The following is a 15,795-nucleotide window of genomic DNA, read 5'->3' on the forward strand; positions in this document are numbered from 1 at the left end:
TAATGATATTTCTTACTCATTCCAACTGGTGTGAGTTTGCCCCATGCGTGTGACGTCAAAAGGCCAGGTCACCATTCCGCGTGATCTTCGCGAGCTGGCCGGCATAGAGCCCAACAGCGAAGTGGTCTTTACCCTGGAGGATGGCAGGATCGTCCTCGAACCGAAGGCCAGGGCATTCAAGTCGGCCGAACGTGCCCGGCTAGACCGCTTCGTCGAAACGCTCGATCGGCTCGAAGGAACGGGTGATGCCACACTCGACGCAGAAGCGGTTATGGCGATGACGCGGGATCGTGACCAGTGAGCGTCCTCGTCGATACCAATGTGCTCATCGATGTTGCCGTGCGTGATCCCCAGTGGCTCGCCTGGTCGCGTGCGAAGCTGATAGCGCTCTGGGGCGAGACGGTTCCGTTGATCAATCCGGTGATCTATGCCGAATTTTCGGTTCGCTACCGGTCGGTGGAAGAAGTGGACGCGCTCCTGCCGGACGACCAGTTCCGTCGCGAAAGCCTGCCCTGGCTCGCGGCCTTTGCGGCGGGCCGCGCCTACCAGATCTATCGCCAGGCTGGCGGTCGGCGAGAGCGAATGCTCCCCGATTTTCTGATTGGCGCGCATGCGGCCATCCGAGGCTATTCCATACTGACCCGGGACACGAGCGGGTACCGCGCCTATTTTCCGGACGTCGAACTCATTGCGCCCGAAACCCATCCATGAAGGTTGCTCAGAATGATCGGTAAACTCAAGGGAACGGTCGACGAGATCGAGGGCGACAACGTGCTGATCGACGTGCATGGCGTCTGCTACACCGTGTCGTGTTCGTCGCGCACCATAGCCAAGCTCAATCCGGGCGAGGCGGCGGTCATGCATATCGAGACCTATGTGCGGGAGGACCAGTTCCGGCTTTTCGGTTTTTCCAGCCATCTCGAGCGCGAATGGTTCCGTCTGCTCCAGGGGGTTCAGGGCGTCGGCGCCAAGGTGTCGCTCGCCGTGCTTTCGACCCTGAGCCCCTCGGAGATCGCCAATGCGGTGGCGTTGCGCGATATCACGATGGTCTCGCGCGCGCCCGGCGTCGGCAAGAAGGTGGCCGAACGCATCGTGACCGAGTTGAGAAGCAAGGCGCCTGCCTATGCCGGCGAGGCGGCACCCTCCATCGGCCTCAAGCAGGAGCTCGGCGAGGGTGTCGCCGGCGGTGCCGTCACCGATGCCGTCTCGGCGCTCTCCAATCTCGGCTACTCCCGCGACCAGGCCGCCAACGCCGTGTCGGCGGCCATCAAGACCGCAGGCGAGGATGCCGATGCGGCCAAGCTCATCCGGCTGGGTCTGAAGGAACTGTCGCGGTAAGGCTGAATGGTGTGGAGGCTGAAGAAATGGCATTCTGCCAATGGCCTCTCGCACCAGGTTGCGGTACTTGCAGTGGCGATCGACTTTTGAGTGCGCCGAAGACCCGAAGTTTGAACGATCTGCCGATGGAATTTGAAGTATGAGTGAACCCCAGCGATTGATCGATCCTGAAAAGCGTGGCGAGGACGTCGAGCAGAGCCTGCGCCCGCAGTCGCTCGACGATTTCACCGGCCAGGCCGAGGCGCGCGCCAATCTCAAGATCTTCATCGAGGCGGCGAAGAACCGTGGCGAGGCGCTCGATCACGTCCTCTTCGTCGGTCCCCCCGGTCTCGGCAAGACGACGCTCGCCCAGATCATGGCCAAGGAACTCGGCGTCAATTTCCGTTCGACATCGGGACCGGTCATCGCCAAATCGGGCGATCTGGCGGCCCTTCTGACCAATCTCGAGGATGGCGACGTCCTCTTCATCGACGAGATCCACCGGCTCAATCCGGCGGTCGAGGAAATCCTCTACCCGGCGATGGAGGATTTCCAGCTCGACCTCATCATCGGCGAAGGGCCGGCGGCGCGCTCGGTGAAGATCGATCTCGCACGCTTCACGCTGGTCGCCGCCACCACGCGCCTCGGCCTTCTCACCAATCCGCTGCGCGACCGTTTCGGCATTCCGGTGCGGCTGCAGTTCTACACGGTGGAGGAGCTGGAAGGCATCGTCCGGCGTGGCGCGCGGATCGTCGGGCTCAACATGACGGAGGATGGCGCGCGTGAGATCGCGCGGCGCTCGCGCGGTACGCCGCGTATCGCGGGCCGCCTCTTGCGACGGGTACGCGACTTCGCCGAGGTCGCAAGGGCCGAGGCCGTCGACAGGACGATCGCCGACGAGGCGCTGACCCGGCTTGCCGTCGATTCCATGGGGCTCGACCAGCTCGATCTTCGCTATCTGACCATGATCGCATCGAATTTCGGTGGCGGGCCGGTGGGGATCGAAACCATCGCGGCCGGCCTGTCCGAGCCGCGCGACGCCATCGAGGACATCATCGAGCCCTATCTGATCCAGCAGGGCTTTATCCAGCGTACCCCGCGTGGCCGGGTGCTGACAGGCCGCGCCTTCGCCCATCTCGGGCTCGAAACGCCCAAGGAACTGGAAGCGGCGCAATTCCGGCTCAGCCTGGATGGCGAGTGAATGATCACGAGACGTGATCTCCTCAAGCTGCTGGGCGCGGGTTTTGTCACCCTGGCGGCGACAGCGGCCTACCCATTCACCGAGGTGTTCGGAAAGCCACGTGTTACGGAATACAGGCTGAGCCCTCGCGGCTGGCCGATGGACCTGAAGCTGCGTGCCGCCGTGATCGCCGACATTCACGCATGCGAGCCGTGGATGACGGCGTCGCGGATCGAGGCCATCTGCCGGCAGACAACGGAGCTGGATCCCGACATCATCCTGCTTCTGGGCGACTATGTTTCCGGCACGAAGTTCGTCACGCGAACGGTGGAGGCGTCCGAATGGTCGGCCGTGCTCGGAACCTTGCGTGCGCCCCTTGGCGTCCACGCCATTCTCGGCAATCACGATTACTTGCACGATCGGCCCTGGCACAGAGACCCGAGTGTGGCGCCATCCGTATTGGAGGCGCTGCAGCGCGTCGGCATTTCGACCTATGTGAACGAGGCTGTCCCCATCCATAAGGAGGGGGCCAGGTTCTGGCTGGCCGGTCTCGGGGACCAGCTGGCCTCGCCGCCCGGTTTGTCCCATGATCGTCCGGGCAAGCGTGGTATCGATGATCTGGACATGACGCTGGCGGGCATTCCCGAAGGCGAGCCCGTCATTCTGATGGCTCATGAACCGGATATATTCCCGCCAACCGACGACCGGGTGAGCCTGACCGTGAGCGGGCATACGCACGGCGGTCAGTTCAATCTGTTCGGGTGGCGCCCTGTTTCGGCGTCGAGGGCGTCGGCGAAGTATCCCGCCGGGTATTTCAATGTCGGGGGAAGCGAGCTCATCGTATCCCGCGGGCTCGGCTGTTCCGTGTTGCCGCTGCGTGTTGGTTCCTATCCCGAAATCCTCTTGCTCGAACTGGGTTAGGCATGGCCTCAGACGAACGCACACGCATCCGCATCCGCACCGATAGCGGCCCCGTCTTCCAGATGCGGGTTGCCGGGCTCGGCTTTTCCAATGGCCATGTTCTCGTTCATCGCGCCAGGCATGAAGACTTCTGGACCTTCCCGGGCGGCGGGGCGGAAATCGGTGAGACGAGCCAGCAGACACTGGTACGCGAAATGGAAGAGGAACTGGGCGTCACTGTCACGCTCGGCAGGCTTCTCTGGACGGTCGAGAACTTCTTTCACTACGAAGGACGCGACTGCCATGAAGTGGCACTCTTCTATGTGATGGACATCCCGCCGGCGTTTCCGTTCTCGGATGGCGGGGAGATCGTTCATGAGGTCCGGGACGGCGGCAACGATCTGGAATTCAAATGGGTGCCGGCCACCCATGCCGCGCTCGCTGAACTCGACATCCCGCCTTACTTCATCGCTGCCGAGATCGAGGCGCTGCCCGAAACACCGCGCCATGTTGTGTGGGACGACCGCGATCTGGACAGTGCCGAGAACCGCGCAAAGATGCGCGATGGCGGCTTCGAGGTCTGATCCTTCACCGGATGCTTGCGCACCGGCAGGGCGCGTGAATGCTGTGTCGGTCTGGGCAAGCGGCTAGAGGTGCCGATCCCGGATGCTTCTCGCGAGCTCCGCCACTGTCTCCGCCAGCAAGGCCTCGCCGCCGGGCTCCCATCCGAGCGCGCGGATCTTTTCGGTCGGCATGACGGCGACAGCTTTGCGATCGGCCGGATCGGGGAGCGTCCTGTCGCTTCCGGTCGCCGCCTTCAGATGTGCCAGAATCCGGTGCGTATCGGTCACGACATCGGAGATGTTGAAGCTCTCGCCCGCGACCTTTGCGGTTTCGGCTTCGAGCATCATGCGGCAGGCGGCGGCGACGTCGCTGCCGTGAACCTCGCTGCCGGCTCTCATCTCCACCGGCCGTCCGTCGAGATAGTCGGCGAACATCTTGTCCCACTTGTTGGGGCGCAGGTTGCCATAGACACCGGTTACCCGGAGACTTGTGCCGGAAAATCCGGGCTCCGCCTCGCTCATGAAGGCAAGTGCACCTTCTGCCTTCAGCTTGACTTCGCCGTAAAGCGTGGCCGGTGAAAGCTGGAGGTCCTCGGAGAGCGGCGTTCCCGGCTCCACACCGTCATAGACCGCACGGCTCGACAGAAAGATCACGCGGCGGACGCCGGCGCGGCGCGCGGTCTCGAAGAGCTGTATGCTGCCCTCGAGATTGTTGCGCCTGAACCCCTCGGGGTCATCGCCCTCGCCGCCGCGATAGCGTCCGGGGACGTGATCGAAGGCGGCGTGAATGAAGTGATAGACATCGTCGAAGGCACAGGAATTGTCGGCGTCGGGATCGAGGCTGAGGGGAACGTGCTCGACTTCCGCAGAGAACAAGCCGCGAGGGGGCGGTTGCCGGGAGGCGATCTTCACCCGGTATCCATGGGCAAGAAGATGCTCGACGATATAGCGTCCCACCAGCCCGCCGCCGCCGGAGACGAGCACCGCGGTCATGCGGTCGTTTCCTTCGCTCCGGGAGCGGGGAGTGCCGCAATGTCCGGCACGTCGTCTCCCGTCAGATAGGCCTGCCAGAGATCGATCAACATCCTCAGTCTTTCCGCCTTGGGATGCTCAGCCTCCCACGGCTTTTCGTACTGGTAGTGGATCACCGAAACGGAGTTCCAGTCCCACAGTTCCGGCATGTTGAACCAGACATATTGCAGCATGTTGAAAAAGACCGGCAGGCCATGCCAGTCGGGAAAGAATGCCTGCAGGAAGGTCTGGTCGGTGCGCGGCCAGAAGGCGTCCGGTGCGTCGAGCCTTTCCATCATCGCCGCGAATGTCTCGAGCGAGGGGCGTGCCACGAAGACGCCGGAATTGAGCCGGTGAAAGTCCGCGAGGCTCTCATACACGTTGGGTGCCGCGGAGAATTCCGGGTAGCCGAACAGCTTGTCGATGTTGCGGATGACGATGGCGTCGGCATCGATGAAGACGCAGGCCTCGTAGTCCGTCATCTGCCACAGGCGAAGCTTGCAGAAATTGTCGAGCGGCGAATGGAAATCCGGTTTGCGCCCCTTGGTGAAAGGGTTCCTGCCGTGGATCTCTTTCCTGGCATGGCGGGCGTTGAAGGCGTCGGAGGTGTCGAGCAGCTCCGTGGACACGAGCCGGCAGCCGAGATCGGCGAGAGGCGCGAGCTTGTCAGCCTCCACGCCGCCCGTGTGCAGCACCACGATATCCGCTTGCGTGCCCGTGAGTTTCAGCGACCTGGCGAGGGCGGTCGCGCCAAGCGCATAATCGGCATTGGTGACAAGGGTCACATAGGCATGGGGCGAAGCTGCGGCTCTTGCGGCCGTCAGCCCCGCCGATCGGTCGGACGTCGCGCTCACGAGACGGACTTGAGCGACTTGCCTTCCGGGTCCCTGTTGATTCTGGGCGCGATTTCCTTGGTCCAGGCGGAGGTGGCCGGCACGCGGCTGCGGTCGACACGATAGGAGAATTTCTTCGCCACATCGACGACTTCGGCGAGCAGGCCATCCTCGAGCCTCGTCGGATCGAGGCCGAGGCCGAGGAACTTCTCGTTGTTGACCACGAGATCGTTCTCCGGCGCTTCCTTGCGCGGATTGGGCAGATAGGCCACCTGGGCGCCGGTAAGCTTTGCCACCAGTTCGGCCAGATCCTTGACCCGGTGGGTCTCGGTCATCTGGTTGAAGATCTCAACCTTGTCGCCTCTGGCCGGCGGGTTCTTCAGCGCCAGTTCGATGCAGCGGACGGAATCGCGGATGTGGATGAAGGCGCGGGTCTGGCCGCCGGTGCCGTGGACGGTCAGCGGATAGCCGATCGCCGCCTGGATGAGGAAGCGGTTCAGCACCGTGCCGTAGTCGCCGTCGTAGTCGAACCGGTTGATGAGCTGCGGATGACGCTCGGTCTGCGGGGTGTGGGTGCCCCAGACGATGCCCTGGTGCAGATCGGTGATCCGGAGCCCGTCATTCTTGGCGTAGAACTGGAAGAGCAGCTGATCGAGGCACTTGGTCATGTGGTAGATCGAACCGGGATTGGCCGGATAGAGAATATCCTGCTTCACGGTCTCGCCCGACATGGTGTCGATGCCGACCGGCAGATAACCCTCGGGAATCGCGGCCCCCACGGTGGAATAGCCATAGACACCCATGGTGCCCAGATGAACCAGATGCGCGTCGATGCCGGTCTCGACGATGGCATTGAGGACGTTATGGGTGGCGTTGACGTTGTTGTTGACCGTGTAGTTCTTGTGGCGATCCGACTTCATCGAATAGGGCGCGGCGCGCTGTTCGGCGAAGTGAACGATGGCGTCCGGCTTGTTCTGGACGAGCCACGACTTGAAGATCTGGTAGTCACGGGCGAGATCGATCAGGTGGAAGTGGATCCGCCGGCCCGTCTCGGCATGCCAGATGCGGGTCCGTTCCTGGATCGAATCCATCGGGGTGAGCGACTGGACGCCGAGCTCGGTGTCGATCCAGCGGCGCGAAAGATTGTCGATGATGTGGATTTCGTGCCCGGCATCCGAGAGATGTAGAGCCGTAGGCCATCCGACAAAGCCGTCGCCGCCGAGAATCGCAATTTTCATATCGTAACTCCTGTTTCCACCCGAGTTATGTAGGGCGGATGAGAAAGAATTGTGACAGGGCTATAAAGCTGACAAAAGCTCACGTAATCAAGCGCACGCCATGATGTTGGGGATAAGAAGCTAATGACGCAGGATATTGACCTCGCCGGCACCCTGACCGACAGCTCTCACGAGCTGCGCCAGCGGGTCTATTACGAGGACACGGATTTTTCCGGCGTCGTCTACCACGCCCGTTATCTGCATTTTCTCGAGCGCGGCCGAACCGATATCATCCGTCACCTGGGCGTGAAGCAGTCGGCGATCCATGATTTCGACGATCCGGCGCAAGCCGTGGCCTTCGTCGTGCGTCGCATGGAGATCGACTTTCGGGCGCCGGCGCGGATGGACGATATGCTGACGATCCGCACCTGGCCGGCCGAGGTGCAGGGCGCGCGCATGACGTTCGTCCAGTCGATCGAATGCGAAGGCCGGATGCTGATCGAGGCGAGGGTGCAGGTCGCTGTCGTCAATGGTGCGGGCCGCGCGCGCCGTCTGCCGGACACGCTCCGGAACGATCTGCTGCGCATGGCGGCCAGGGACGAAGACCGAACGGGAAGGATCTGACATGATCGTCGAGAATGACGAGGAACTTGAGGGCCTCCGGGACATCGGCCGCATTTGCGCCCGCACGATCCAGGTGATGGCCGAGGCCATGACGCCCGGCATGACAACGGGTGAACTCGATGCGATCGGGCGGAAATATCTCACTGAGAACGGCGCGGAATCCGCCCCCGAGGTCTGTTACGACTTTCCCGGCGCCACCTGTATTTCCGTCAACGAGGAAGTGGCGCACGGCATTCCCGGCGACCGGGTGATTGCCGAGGGCGATCTCGTCAACATCGATGTCTCCGCAATCAGGAACGGCTATTTCGGCGACACCGGCTCGTCGTTTGCGATCGGGACCGCGACCCCGAAGACCGAACGGCTTCTGCGCGACGGCAAGCGGGCCATGTGGCTCGGTATCAAGCAGGTGAAGACCGGTGCGCGGCTGGCATCGATCGGCGAGGCGATCGGCAGGTTCGCCGACAAGAACCGCTATACGCTGATCCAGAACCTCGCGAGCCACGGCGTCGGGCGTTCGTTGCACGAGGAGCCGCGCGAAATCGCCACCTGGCCCGACAAGCACGAGAAGCGGCTGATGAAGGAAGGGCAGGTTTTCACCATCGAGCCCTTCCTGTCGCTTGGCGCGGTTTACGCCGATGACAGCGACCAGGACAACTGGACGCTGTTCGCCGAGCCGCGGGCACTCACCGTTCAGTTCGAGCACACCGTCGTCGTCACCCGCAACGGCCCGGTCGTTCTCACCTTGCCCGACTGATGCCGCTGGTAACAGTCGCGGCCCGATTGCACCCGTTCGTCAGCGCCTTTCGTTTCAGGGGATGCGTGCGATGACCTTGATCTCGAAATCGAAGCCGGCGAGCCAGGTCACGCCGACCGCCGTCCAGGTCGGATAGGGCTCCTCTGGAAAGAACTCGGACTTGACGGCCAATATCGTGTCGAGTTGCGCATTTGGGTCCGTGTGGAAGGTCGAGACGTCGATAATGTCGTCAAAGGTGCAGCCGGCAGCCTTGAGGGTGGCCTGAAGCCGCGAGAAGGCGAGGCGGACCTGGGCTTCGAACCCCGGCTCCGGACTTCCGTCGTCGCTGCTGCCGACCTGACCGGAGACGAACAGAAGGTCGCCGGAGCGGACGGCGGCCGAATAGCCGTGCTTCTTGAAAAGGGCGTGCCTGCCTTCGGGAAATATCGCTTCGCGCTTTGTCATCGTGAATTCCTTTCGGTCCTTTCTGAGGGCCCCGGCCAGTTATTGGCTCTGGTCGCGCTATGAATGTTGTGCGGCGTTTGATATACGGGGCGTATGTCAAATACTCACATACGTGCTGTATGTCAAATTGCATACGTCACGTATGTGAAATTGTGAGGATTCTCATGGGACCGACAAAGCGCGCGGAAAAGATGGAAGAAAACCGGCGCAAGCTGATCGCCTCGGCGCGCAGGGCCTTCGCGGAGAAGGGGTTCGCGTCTGCGTCGATGGACGAGATGACGGCGGATGCCGGGCTGACCCGCGGCGCGCTGTACCACAATTTCGGCGACAAGCGCGGCCTGTTCGCCGCCGTCGTCGCGCAGGTCGACAGCGAGATGGCCGCGCGCGCGCAGGACATCGGCGCCGGGAAATCGAGCAAATGGGACAACATGCTTGGCGTCGGGGACGCCTATATCCGGCTGGCGCTCGATCCCGAGGTGCGGCAGATCGTGCTCCTCGACGGACCCGCGGTGCTTGGCGATCCCGCGCACTGGCCGAGCCAGAATGCCTGTCTCGAGGTCACCCGGCGGGATGTGGCCGAACTGATCGCCGACGGCATCATGAAACCGGTAGATGTCGAGGCGGCGTCACGGCTCCTGAACGGGCTGGCGCTCAATGCCGCGCTCTGGGTCGCCGCCAGCGAGGATCCGGAAACCCTGCTGCCCGAAGTCATCGAGGTGTTTCATCGCATGTGCGAGGGACTGTTGGCGGTGCCGTCCGGGAGCTGAGCCGCTCATCCGCTCACCACGTCGATCATTTTCCTGGTGACCGACTGGCTCCACCCATCGGCCTCCGTCCAAGGATCGAGGCCGCTCTCGAGACGTTCGCGTACATCGTCGATGTGAAAGCCGTTGGCTGACTTCAGTGTTTCGAGCTCTTCCCAGCTCACGGGAACGGCAACCGGGCCGCCTTCGCGGGCACGGATCGAATAGGGCGCGATCGCGGTCGAACCGCGCTCGTTTCTCAGCCAGTCGATGAAGATCCGGCCCTTGCGCTTGGCCTTGGACATGGTGGCCGTATATCGCTTCGGCGCGGCGTCGGCGAGTTTGCCGGCCAATGCCTTGGCGAAGGTCTTCACCTGGTCGAAATCCGCGCGGCGTTCGAGCGGGACAACGACGTGAACGCCCTTGCCGCCCGTCACCATCGCCACAGACTTGAGGCCGGTCGCCTCCAGCACGTCGCGCACCTCGAATGCGGATCTGACGACAGTCTCGAAACCCAGCCCCTCGTCGGGATCGAGGTCGAAGACCATGCGGTCGGGCTTGTCGAGCTTGTCCTCGGCAGAACCCCAGATGTGAAACTCGATCGTGCCCATTTGCGCCGCGCCCGCCAGGTCGTCGGCCTCGTCGAGCACCATGTAGTCGGCCGTCTTGCCCGAACTCTCCCTGATTGGAATGCGGCGGATCTGGTCGGGAAAGCCCTCGCCGGCATGTTTCTGGAAGAAGGTCTTTCCTATGTCTCCGTCGGGAGCGCGGAGGAACGACACCGGGTGGCCGGCGGCATGTTTCAGCAGGTGCTCCGCCACATCGCCGTAATAGCGGGCGATGTCGAGCTTGGTGATCCGCCCCTTGTCGAAGACCACCCTGTCGCCGCTCGAGATCTTCACGCCGGCAACGGTATCGCCCGACTTGCCGCTGTTCCTGCCGCCATTCTTCGCGGAAGTTGACGGAGCCTTGCTCTTTTTCTCGACAACCACGTCACGCGCCTCCTTGTCCTCGCGCAGGCCCTTGTAGACGCCGTGGCGCACATGACCGTCGGCGGTGAATTCGGCAAAATCGATTTCCGCAACCAGGTCCGGCGTCAGCCAGCTCGCGTCACGGGCGATGTCGTCGGGGACCGCGTCGAAGGGCGAGGTCTTGCGGGCGCGCTTGCCGAAGAGAGCGGACAACTCGTCCATCCGGGCCTCGTTGAAACCGGTGCCGACGCGGCCGCGATAGACGAGCGTCCGGCCCTCATAGGCACCCAGCAGGATAGACGCGAAGGGGCGCCCGACCTTGTCCGACGGGGAAAAGCCGCCGATTACCAGTTCCTGGCGCCTGGTGCACTTGATCTTCAGCCAGTCGCGACCGCGACCCGACCGGTATGGCGCATCGGCGCGCTTGGCGATCATGCCTTCCTGATCCCAGCCGCAGAGCCTGGCGTGCATGTCCTCGCCCCGGCCTTCGATGTGCTCGGAGTAGCGCAGCAGCTTTCCGCCGGTATCCGCGATCAGACGGTGGAGCATTTCCTTGCGCTCGCGCAGCGGTTTCCCGCGCAGATCCTCGCCGTCGAGTTCCAGCAGGTCGAAGGCGAAATAGGAGATGTCGCCGCCCGACTTGATCGCCTTCTGCAGCGCTGAAAAGGCCGAGCCGCCGGATTCAACGACCGCCTCTCCGTCCAGAAGGGCATTGCGACAGTCGAGCTCATCGCAGGCTTCCACGATCGTGGGAAATTTCTCCGTCCAGTCGAGCCCGTTGCGGGTGTAGCATTTGACGCCGCCCTTGCCGACCGAGACGATCAGCCGGTACCCGTCGAACTTGATCTCGTTGAGCCAGTCCTCCCCGCTGGGCGCTTCGTCGACGAGGGTGGCGAGCTGCGGTTCGACAAAGTCGGGAGACCCGAGTTTGCGCTTGGCGCTTCTTGGCTTCTTCGGTTGCTCTTTTTTAGCGGGGATCGCGCCGGCCTGCACGTTGGCTTTCGCGCTTTTTTCCGAGTGCCAGACCCGCTTGCCGCGTTTGCCTCCACCGGCCGCGATGTCTTCCATCGTCCGGCCCGTCGCGGCGCTTGTCGTTTCGCGTTCGAGAATGGCATCGCCTTCCGCGTCGGCAAATTCGTCGCGCTCCTTGATGAGGAGCCAGTTGTCGCGTTTCTCGCCCTCCTTGCGGCGCATCCTGACGAGGGTCCAGGCGCCGGAGAGCCGTTCTCCGTGGAGCCTGAACTTGAGTTTTCCCTGCTTGAGCCCTTTGCCGGGGTCCTCGGTCGGCTCCCACCAGCCAGTGTCCCAGAGCATCACCGTGCCGCCGCCATATTCCTTTTTCGGGATCACGCCCTCGAACTGGCCGTAGTCGAGCGGATGGTCCTCGGTGCGGACCGCAAGGCGCTTGTCCTCGGGATTGTAACTCGGCCCGCGTGTTACCGCCCAGCTTTTGAGAACGCCGTCGAGTTCCAGGCGAAAATCGTAGTGCAGCCGCGTGGCGTCGTGCTTCTGGATCAGATAGCCGAGCCGCGCCGGTTTTTCCTTCCGGCCGGACTTGCCTCTGGGTTCGCCGGTGCGGTCGAAATCGCGCTTGCGGTTATACTCCCGGATCGAGGTGTCTGCTTCGGCCATGGCACGCCTCACGCCGATTTTTTCTTCCGGGAGGAGGAGGATCTGGAGGAGGAAGACGTTTTTGCCCCGGATTTCTTGCCGTTGTCTCCGAGGCTCTTCTTCAGGGCGGCCATCAGGTCAACGACGTTGTCGCCGCCTGCCGTTGCCTCGTCGTCCTCTTCCTCGATTTCGATCTTCTTGCCCCTCTTCTTTTTCTTGATCAGCTCCTTCAGGGCCGCCTCATAGTGGTCCTTGAAAGCCGAGGCGTCGAAGGGGCCGGATTTCCTGTCGATCAGCGCGGTCGCCACGTCCAGAAGATCGGCGTCGGACTTCCTCTTCGGAATGCCCTTGAACGTGGGCTCGGCGTCGCGCAATTCGTCTTCGTAATGGAGCGTTTCCAGCAGCAGGCCGTTGCCGCACGGCCTGACGGCGGCAAGGTATTCGCGACCACGCATGGTCAACTGCCCGAGCCCCACCTTGCCGGTATCGCGCAGCGCGTCGCGGATGACCTGGTAGGCCTCCTCGGCAACGTCACCCGTGGGCACAAGATAATATGGCTTGTCGTAGTAGAGCGGCGGAATCTCGCAGGCGTCGACGAACTGCACCAGATCCATGACGCGTTTGGTTTCGAGTTTGACCGCGTCGATCTCTTCAGGTTCGAGGAGAACATATTTGCCGTCGTCGAGTTCGTAGCCCTTCACGATATCGTCCGTGTCGACCGGCCCGATGCCCTGTACCACCTTCTCGTAGTGAACGCGCTTGCCGGAAGGTTCGTGTATCTGGCGGAAACGTGTGCGGCCGGCGGTCCTGGTCGCACTGAAAAGCTCGACGGGAATCGAGACGAGGGACAGTCGAATCTGTCCCTTCCAAAGGCTACGCGGGGCCATGGCCGCCTCCATTCGTCGTTTTATGCAAGTCCGGGTTCGGTAAGTCCGGGACGATATGAAGCCGCTCGGCTGCGCCCGCAGGCGCCCGCTCACGCAACAGAGAAGCCGTCATCCTCGTCATTGCAGGTAAACCCGGTGTTCAACCCTTGGTTCCCGCAGGCAAACGGCATCAGCCCGCAGCATCGCCCTAACGAAGCCTTAACCATAACGTCTTATGAATCACGGTTATCAGCGAAAGGTTGGGGAAAACCGCCATCCTTTAACCAAAATTGGCCGTGAGAAGGTCGCTGCGAGTAGGGGCATTACCCCGGACTCGCGGTTTCTCCGGCAAAGAGTGAAGTCTTGGCCGCCCGGTGTAACCGCCGGGCGTTTGGATTCGAGGGCTATCGAAATGGAACAGGTTGGACTGGCCGCGACGAGCGACGTGACGTTGTGGTCTCTCTTCATGCAGGCTGGATTTGTCGTCAAGCTGGTGATGCTCGGACTGATCGGCGCTTCGATCTGGACCTGGGCCATCGTCGTCGACAAGGTGGTCACCTATGGGCGTGTGCGCCGGCAACTCGACAAGTTCGAACAGGTCTTCTGGTCGGGACAGTCGCTCGAGGAGCTCTACCGCTCCCTGTCCGAACGCAAGTCGACCGGCATGGGGGCGATCTTCGTGGCCGCGATGCGCGAATGGAAGAAATCCTTCGAGCGTGGTGCCAAGTCGCCCATCGGCCTGCAGATGCGCATCGACAAGGCGATGGACGTCACGCTCGCCCGTGAATCCGAAGCGCTCGAGGCCCGGTTGGGCTCGCTTGCAACCATCGGTTCGGCAGCTCCCTTCATCGGTCTCTTCGGCACCGTGGTCGGTATCATGACCTCGTTCCAGGCGATTGCCGGCTCGAAGTCGACCAATCTCGCGGTGGTCGCTCCCGGTATCGCCGAGGCCCTGCTTGCCACCGCCATCGGTCTGCTCGCCGCCATCCCGGCGGTTATCGCCTACAACAAGTTCTCCGCGGACGCCGGCAAGATCACCGCACGCCTCGAAGGCTTCGCCGACGAATTTTCCGGCATCCTGTCGCGCCAGATCGACGAACGTCTGCAGACGCGTCAGGCCGCAGAATAAGACTTTCATCCCAGCAGGGGAGAGATACGCATGGGCATGTCCGTAGGGGGCAATCAGGGACGCGGATCGCGCCGGGGACGGCGCGGCGGTCGCCGTCAGCTCGTCAGCGAGATCAACGTCACCCCGTTCGTCGACGTGATGCTGGTGCTTCTGATCATCTTCATGGTCGCCGCACCGCTTCTCACCGTCGGCGTACCGATCGATCTGCCGGAAACCCGCGCCGAGGCCATGAATTCGGAAACGCAGCCGATCACCATCTCGGTCAATGCCGAGGGGCAGGTCTACCTGCAGGAAACCGAGATCGCCATCGACGAAGTGGTCCCGAAGCTCGAGGCCATCGCCACCACCGGTTACAACGAACGCATCTATGTTCGCGGCGACACCGCCGCAGCCTACGGCACCGTCATGAAGGTGATGGCCCGTATTTCCGCCGCCGGGTATCGCAATCTCGGCCTCGTCACGCTCCAGGAGCAGGATAGCTGATTTCCGCCGATGAAGGGCAGCCTCATCATATCGACCGGACTCCACGCCCTCCTTCTGGGTTTCGTCCTGTCCAATTTCACCGCTCCCCGAACGCTCGAGGTGGCGGAGGTCGAGGCGTTGCCGGTCGACATCGTGCCGGTTGAATCGATCACCCAGATCCAGCAGGGCGACAAGAAGGCCGAGCTTGCGGAGAAATCCGCTCCCACGCCGACCGAGCGTCCCGACCCGGTGCAAGATGCCGAGAACGTCGGCGAGAACAAGGTCGATCTCGCCAACAAGGCGCCCAAGCCTGCCGAGCGCGAGGTGGTGGCCGACGCACCGCCCAAGCCGTCCGAAAAGCCGGTGCCGACGCCCGAGCCCGATCCGGTGCCCGAACCCGAGCCGCAGCCGGTGGAGGAAGCCGCGCCCGCGCCGCAGCCCGAGCCGCAGCCGGAACCTGAACCTGTTGCCGAGCCGAAGCCCGAGGCGCCCAAGGAAACCGAGGTCGCGGCCCTGCCGCCGGAACCCGACCCGCTGGCCGAGGCCATCGAGAAGGCGCCCGAAGAGCCTGCGTTCGAGGATCTTCCGACCGCCGGTCCGGTGCCGTCATCGCGTCCCAAGCCGGAAACGCCCAAGCCGACCGAGACGGCCGAGAAGAAGCCCGAGAAGCCTGCCGAGAAAAAGCAGGAGAAGGCGGCTGCCTCCTCCGCCAAGGACAGCGACTTCAACGCCGACGACATCGCCGCGCTTCTCAACAAGGACGAGGCCAGGGGCGGCGGCGCGAAGCGCTCGACGGAAACCGCCTCGCTGGGTGGCGAGAAGACCACACGCGGCGAGACGCTGTCGCTGTCGGAGATGGATGCGCTGCGCGGCCAGATCCAGAAATACTGGAATATCATTCCCGGCATGGCCGATGGCGATGACGTGCGGGTCACTGTGAAGATGCGGCTCGACCAGAGCGGCAACATCATCGGCAACCCGGATGTATCCGCCACCGGTGGTTCGCCCGGCACGCGCTCGACGCTTGCAGGCAGCGCCAAGCGTGCCGTCCTGAGGGCGCAGCCCTACCAACTGCCTGCCGACAAATATGCTTCGTGGTCGGAAGTCATCGTGAACTTCGACCCGAGCCAGATGTTCTAGAGAGAGGCTGACCTATGCCGAGACTGAGCA

General features: G+C 62.9%; 18 protein-coding genes. 12 read left to right on the forward strand and 6 right to left on the reverse strand.

All coding sequences use genetic code 11. The annotated features are described in order from the left end of the window. Positions 1-43: 43 nt before the first annotated feature. The 6 genes from E2A64_RS15465 (at position 44) to E2A64_RS15490 (ending at position 3,981) form a co-directional block, all read left to right on the forward strand. Positions 44-301 carry an AbrB/MazE/SpoVT family DNA-binding domain-containing protein gene (locus tag E2A64_RS15465; protein WP_133285391.1) on the forward strand — a complete coding sequence of 86 codons (258 nt, stop codon included), beginning with the start codon at positions 44-46 and terminating at the stop codon, positions 299-301. After that, positions 298-711, forward strand: a complete 414-nt coding sequence (locus E2A64_RS15470) for a type II toxin-antitoxin system VapC family toxin (RefSeq protein WP_133285392.1) — start codon at positions 298-300, stop codon at positions 709-711. Before E2A64_RS15465 ends, E2A64_RS15470 begins: the two co-directional genes overlap by 4 nt. A gap of 12 nt (positions 712-723) precedes the next feature. After that, on the forward strand, positions 724-1,338 hold the full coding sequence (gene ruvA / locus E2A64_RS15475; protein ID WP_133285393.1) for a Holliday junction branch migration protein RuvA: 615 nt from the start codon (positions 724-726) through the stop codon (positions 1,336-1,338). A gap of 139 nt (positions 1,339-1,477) precedes the next feature. Then, on the forward strand, positions 1,478-2,518 hold the full coding sequence (gene ruvB, locus E2A64_RS15480) for a Holliday junction branch migration DNA helicase RuvB (protein ID WP_133285394.1): 1,041 nt from the start codon (positions 1,478-1,480) through the stop codon (positions 2,516-2,518). Beyond that, positions 2,519-3,418 (forward strand): metallophosphoesterase, encoded by a 900-nt coding sequence (locus E2A64_RS15485; protein ID WP_133285395.1) that lies wholly within the window; start codon positions 2,519-2,521, stop codon positions 3,416-3,418. Between the two features lie 2 nt (positions 3,419-3,420). Beyond that, entirely contained in the window at positions 3,421-3,981 is a 561-nt protein-coding gene (locus E2A64_RS15490) for an NUDIX hydrolase (RefSeq protein WP_133285396.1), read from the forward strand. 63 nt (positions 3,982-4,044) lie between these two features. Here E2A64_RS15490 and E2A64_RS15495 read toward each other — a convergent pair whose 3' ends face one another. Genes E2A64_RS15495 through E2A64_RS15505 form a run of 3 tightly spaced genes read right to left on the reverse strand, consistent with a single transcriptional unit; the run spans position 4,045 to position 7,042 of the window. Further along, the gene (locus E2A64_RS15495; protein ID WP_133285397.1) at positions 4,045-4,953 is read right to left on the reverse strand and encodes an NAD-dependent epimerase/dehydratase family protein; all 909 of its coding nucleotides are present in this window, start codon (positions 4,951-4,953) and stop codon (positions 4,045-4,047) included. Next, positions 4,950-5,825 carry a glycosyltransferase gene (locus E2A64_RS15500; RefSeq protein WP_133285398.1) on the reverse strand — a complete coding sequence of 292 codons (876 nt, stop codon included), beginning with the start codon at positions 5,823-5,825 and terminating at the stop codon, positions 4,950-4,952. Before E2A64_RS15500 ends, E2A64_RS15495 begins: the two co-directional genes overlap by 4 nt. Further along, on the reverse strand, positions 5,822-7,042 hold the full coding sequence (locus E2A64_RS15505; protein WP_133285399.1) for an NAD-dependent epimerase/dehydratase family protein: 1,221 nt from the start codon (positions 7,040-7,042) through the stop codon (positions 5,822-5,824). Before E2A64_RS15505 ends, E2A64_RS15500 begins: the two co-directional genes overlap by 4 nt. A 123-nt stretch (positions 7,043-7,165) precedes the next feature. Between E2A64_RS15505 and ybgC the strand changes: the two genes are divergently transcribed. Beyond that, complete coding sequence (ybgC, locus tag E2A64_RS15510; protein WP_133285400.1) at positions 7,166-7,645, forward strand: tol-pal system-associated acyl-CoA thioesterase; 480 nt, start codon at positions 7,166-7,168, stop codon at positions 7,643-7,645. Between the two features lies 1 nt (position 7,646). Further along, positions 7,647-8,399 carry a type I methionyl aminopeptidase gene (gene map / locus E2A64_RS15515; protein ID WP_133285401.1) on the forward strand — a complete coding sequence of 251 codons (753 nt, stop codon included), beginning with the start codon at positions 7,647-7,649 and terminating at the stop codon, positions 8,397-8,399. A 54-nt stretch (positions 8,400-8,453) separates the two neighbouring features. Here the strand turns inward: map and E2A64_RS15520 are convergent, their stop codons facing one another. Continuing rightward, on the reverse strand, positions 8,454-8,843 hold the full coding sequence (locus E2A64_RS15520) for a RidA family protein (protein ID WP_133285402.1): 390 nt from the start codon (positions 8,841-8,843) through the stop codon (positions 8,454-8,456). Positions 8,844-9,007: 164 nt separating this feature from the next. Here E2A64_RS15520 and E2A64_RS15525 point away from each other — a divergent pair, with 164 nt between their 5' ends. Next, a complete protein-coding gene (locus E2A64_RS15525) occupies positions 9,008-9,610 on the forward strand; it encodes a TetR/AcrR family transcriptional regulator (protein WP_133285403.1) in 603 nt (200 codons plus the stop codon). 5 nt (positions 9,611-9,615) lie between these two features. Here the strand turns inward: E2A64_RS15525 and ligD are convergent, their stop codons facing one another. Beyond that, a complete protein-coding gene (gene ligD, locus E2A64_RS15530; protein WP_133285404.1) occupies positions 9,616-12,189 on the reverse strand; it encodes a DNA ligase D in 2,574 nt (857 codons plus the stop codon). 8 nt (positions 12,190-12,197) lie between these two features. Beyond that, positions 12,198-13,055, reverse strand: a complete 858-nt coding sequence (gene ku, locus E2A64_RS15535) for a non-homologous end joining protein Ku (RefSeq protein WP_133285405.1) — start codon at positions 13,053-13,055, stop codon at positions 12,198-12,200. Between the two features lie 391 nt (positions 13,056-13,446). Here ku and tolQ point away from each other — a divergent pair, with 391 nt between their 5' ends. The 3 genes from tolQ to E2A64_RS15550 are packed head-to-tail and all read left to right on the forward strand — an operon-like array spanning position 13,447 to position 15,765. After that, positions 13,447-14,163 (forward strand): protein TolQ, encoded by a 717-nt coding sequence (gene tolQ / locus E2A64_RS15540; RefSeq protein WP_133285406.1) that lies wholly within the window; start codon positions 13,447-13,449, stop codon positions 14,161-14,163. 30 nt (positions 14,164-14,193) lie between these two features. Continuing rightward, positions 14,194-14,646: a protein TolR gene (tolR, locus tag E2A64_RS15545; RefSeq protein ID WP_133285407.1), complete on the forward strand. Its 453-nt coding sequence runs from the start codon at positions 14,194-14,196 to the stop codon at positions 14,644-14,646. 9 nt (positions 14,647-14,655) lie between these two features. Then, the gene (locus E2A64_RS15550; RefSeq protein ID WP_133285408.1) at positions 14,656-15,765 is read left to right on the forward strand and encodes a cell envelope integrity TolA family protein; all 1,110 of its coding nucleotides are present in this window, start codon (positions 14,656-14,658) and stop codon (positions 15,763-15,765) included. Positions 15,766-15,795 lie beyond the last annotated feature (30 nt).

It is taken from the genome of Pseudohoeflea suaedae (assembly GCF_004354915.1).
GTDB classification, from domain to species: Bacteria; Pseudomonadota; Alphaproteobacteria; order Rhizobiales; family Rhizobiaceae; genus Pseudohoeflea; species Pseudohoeflea suaedae.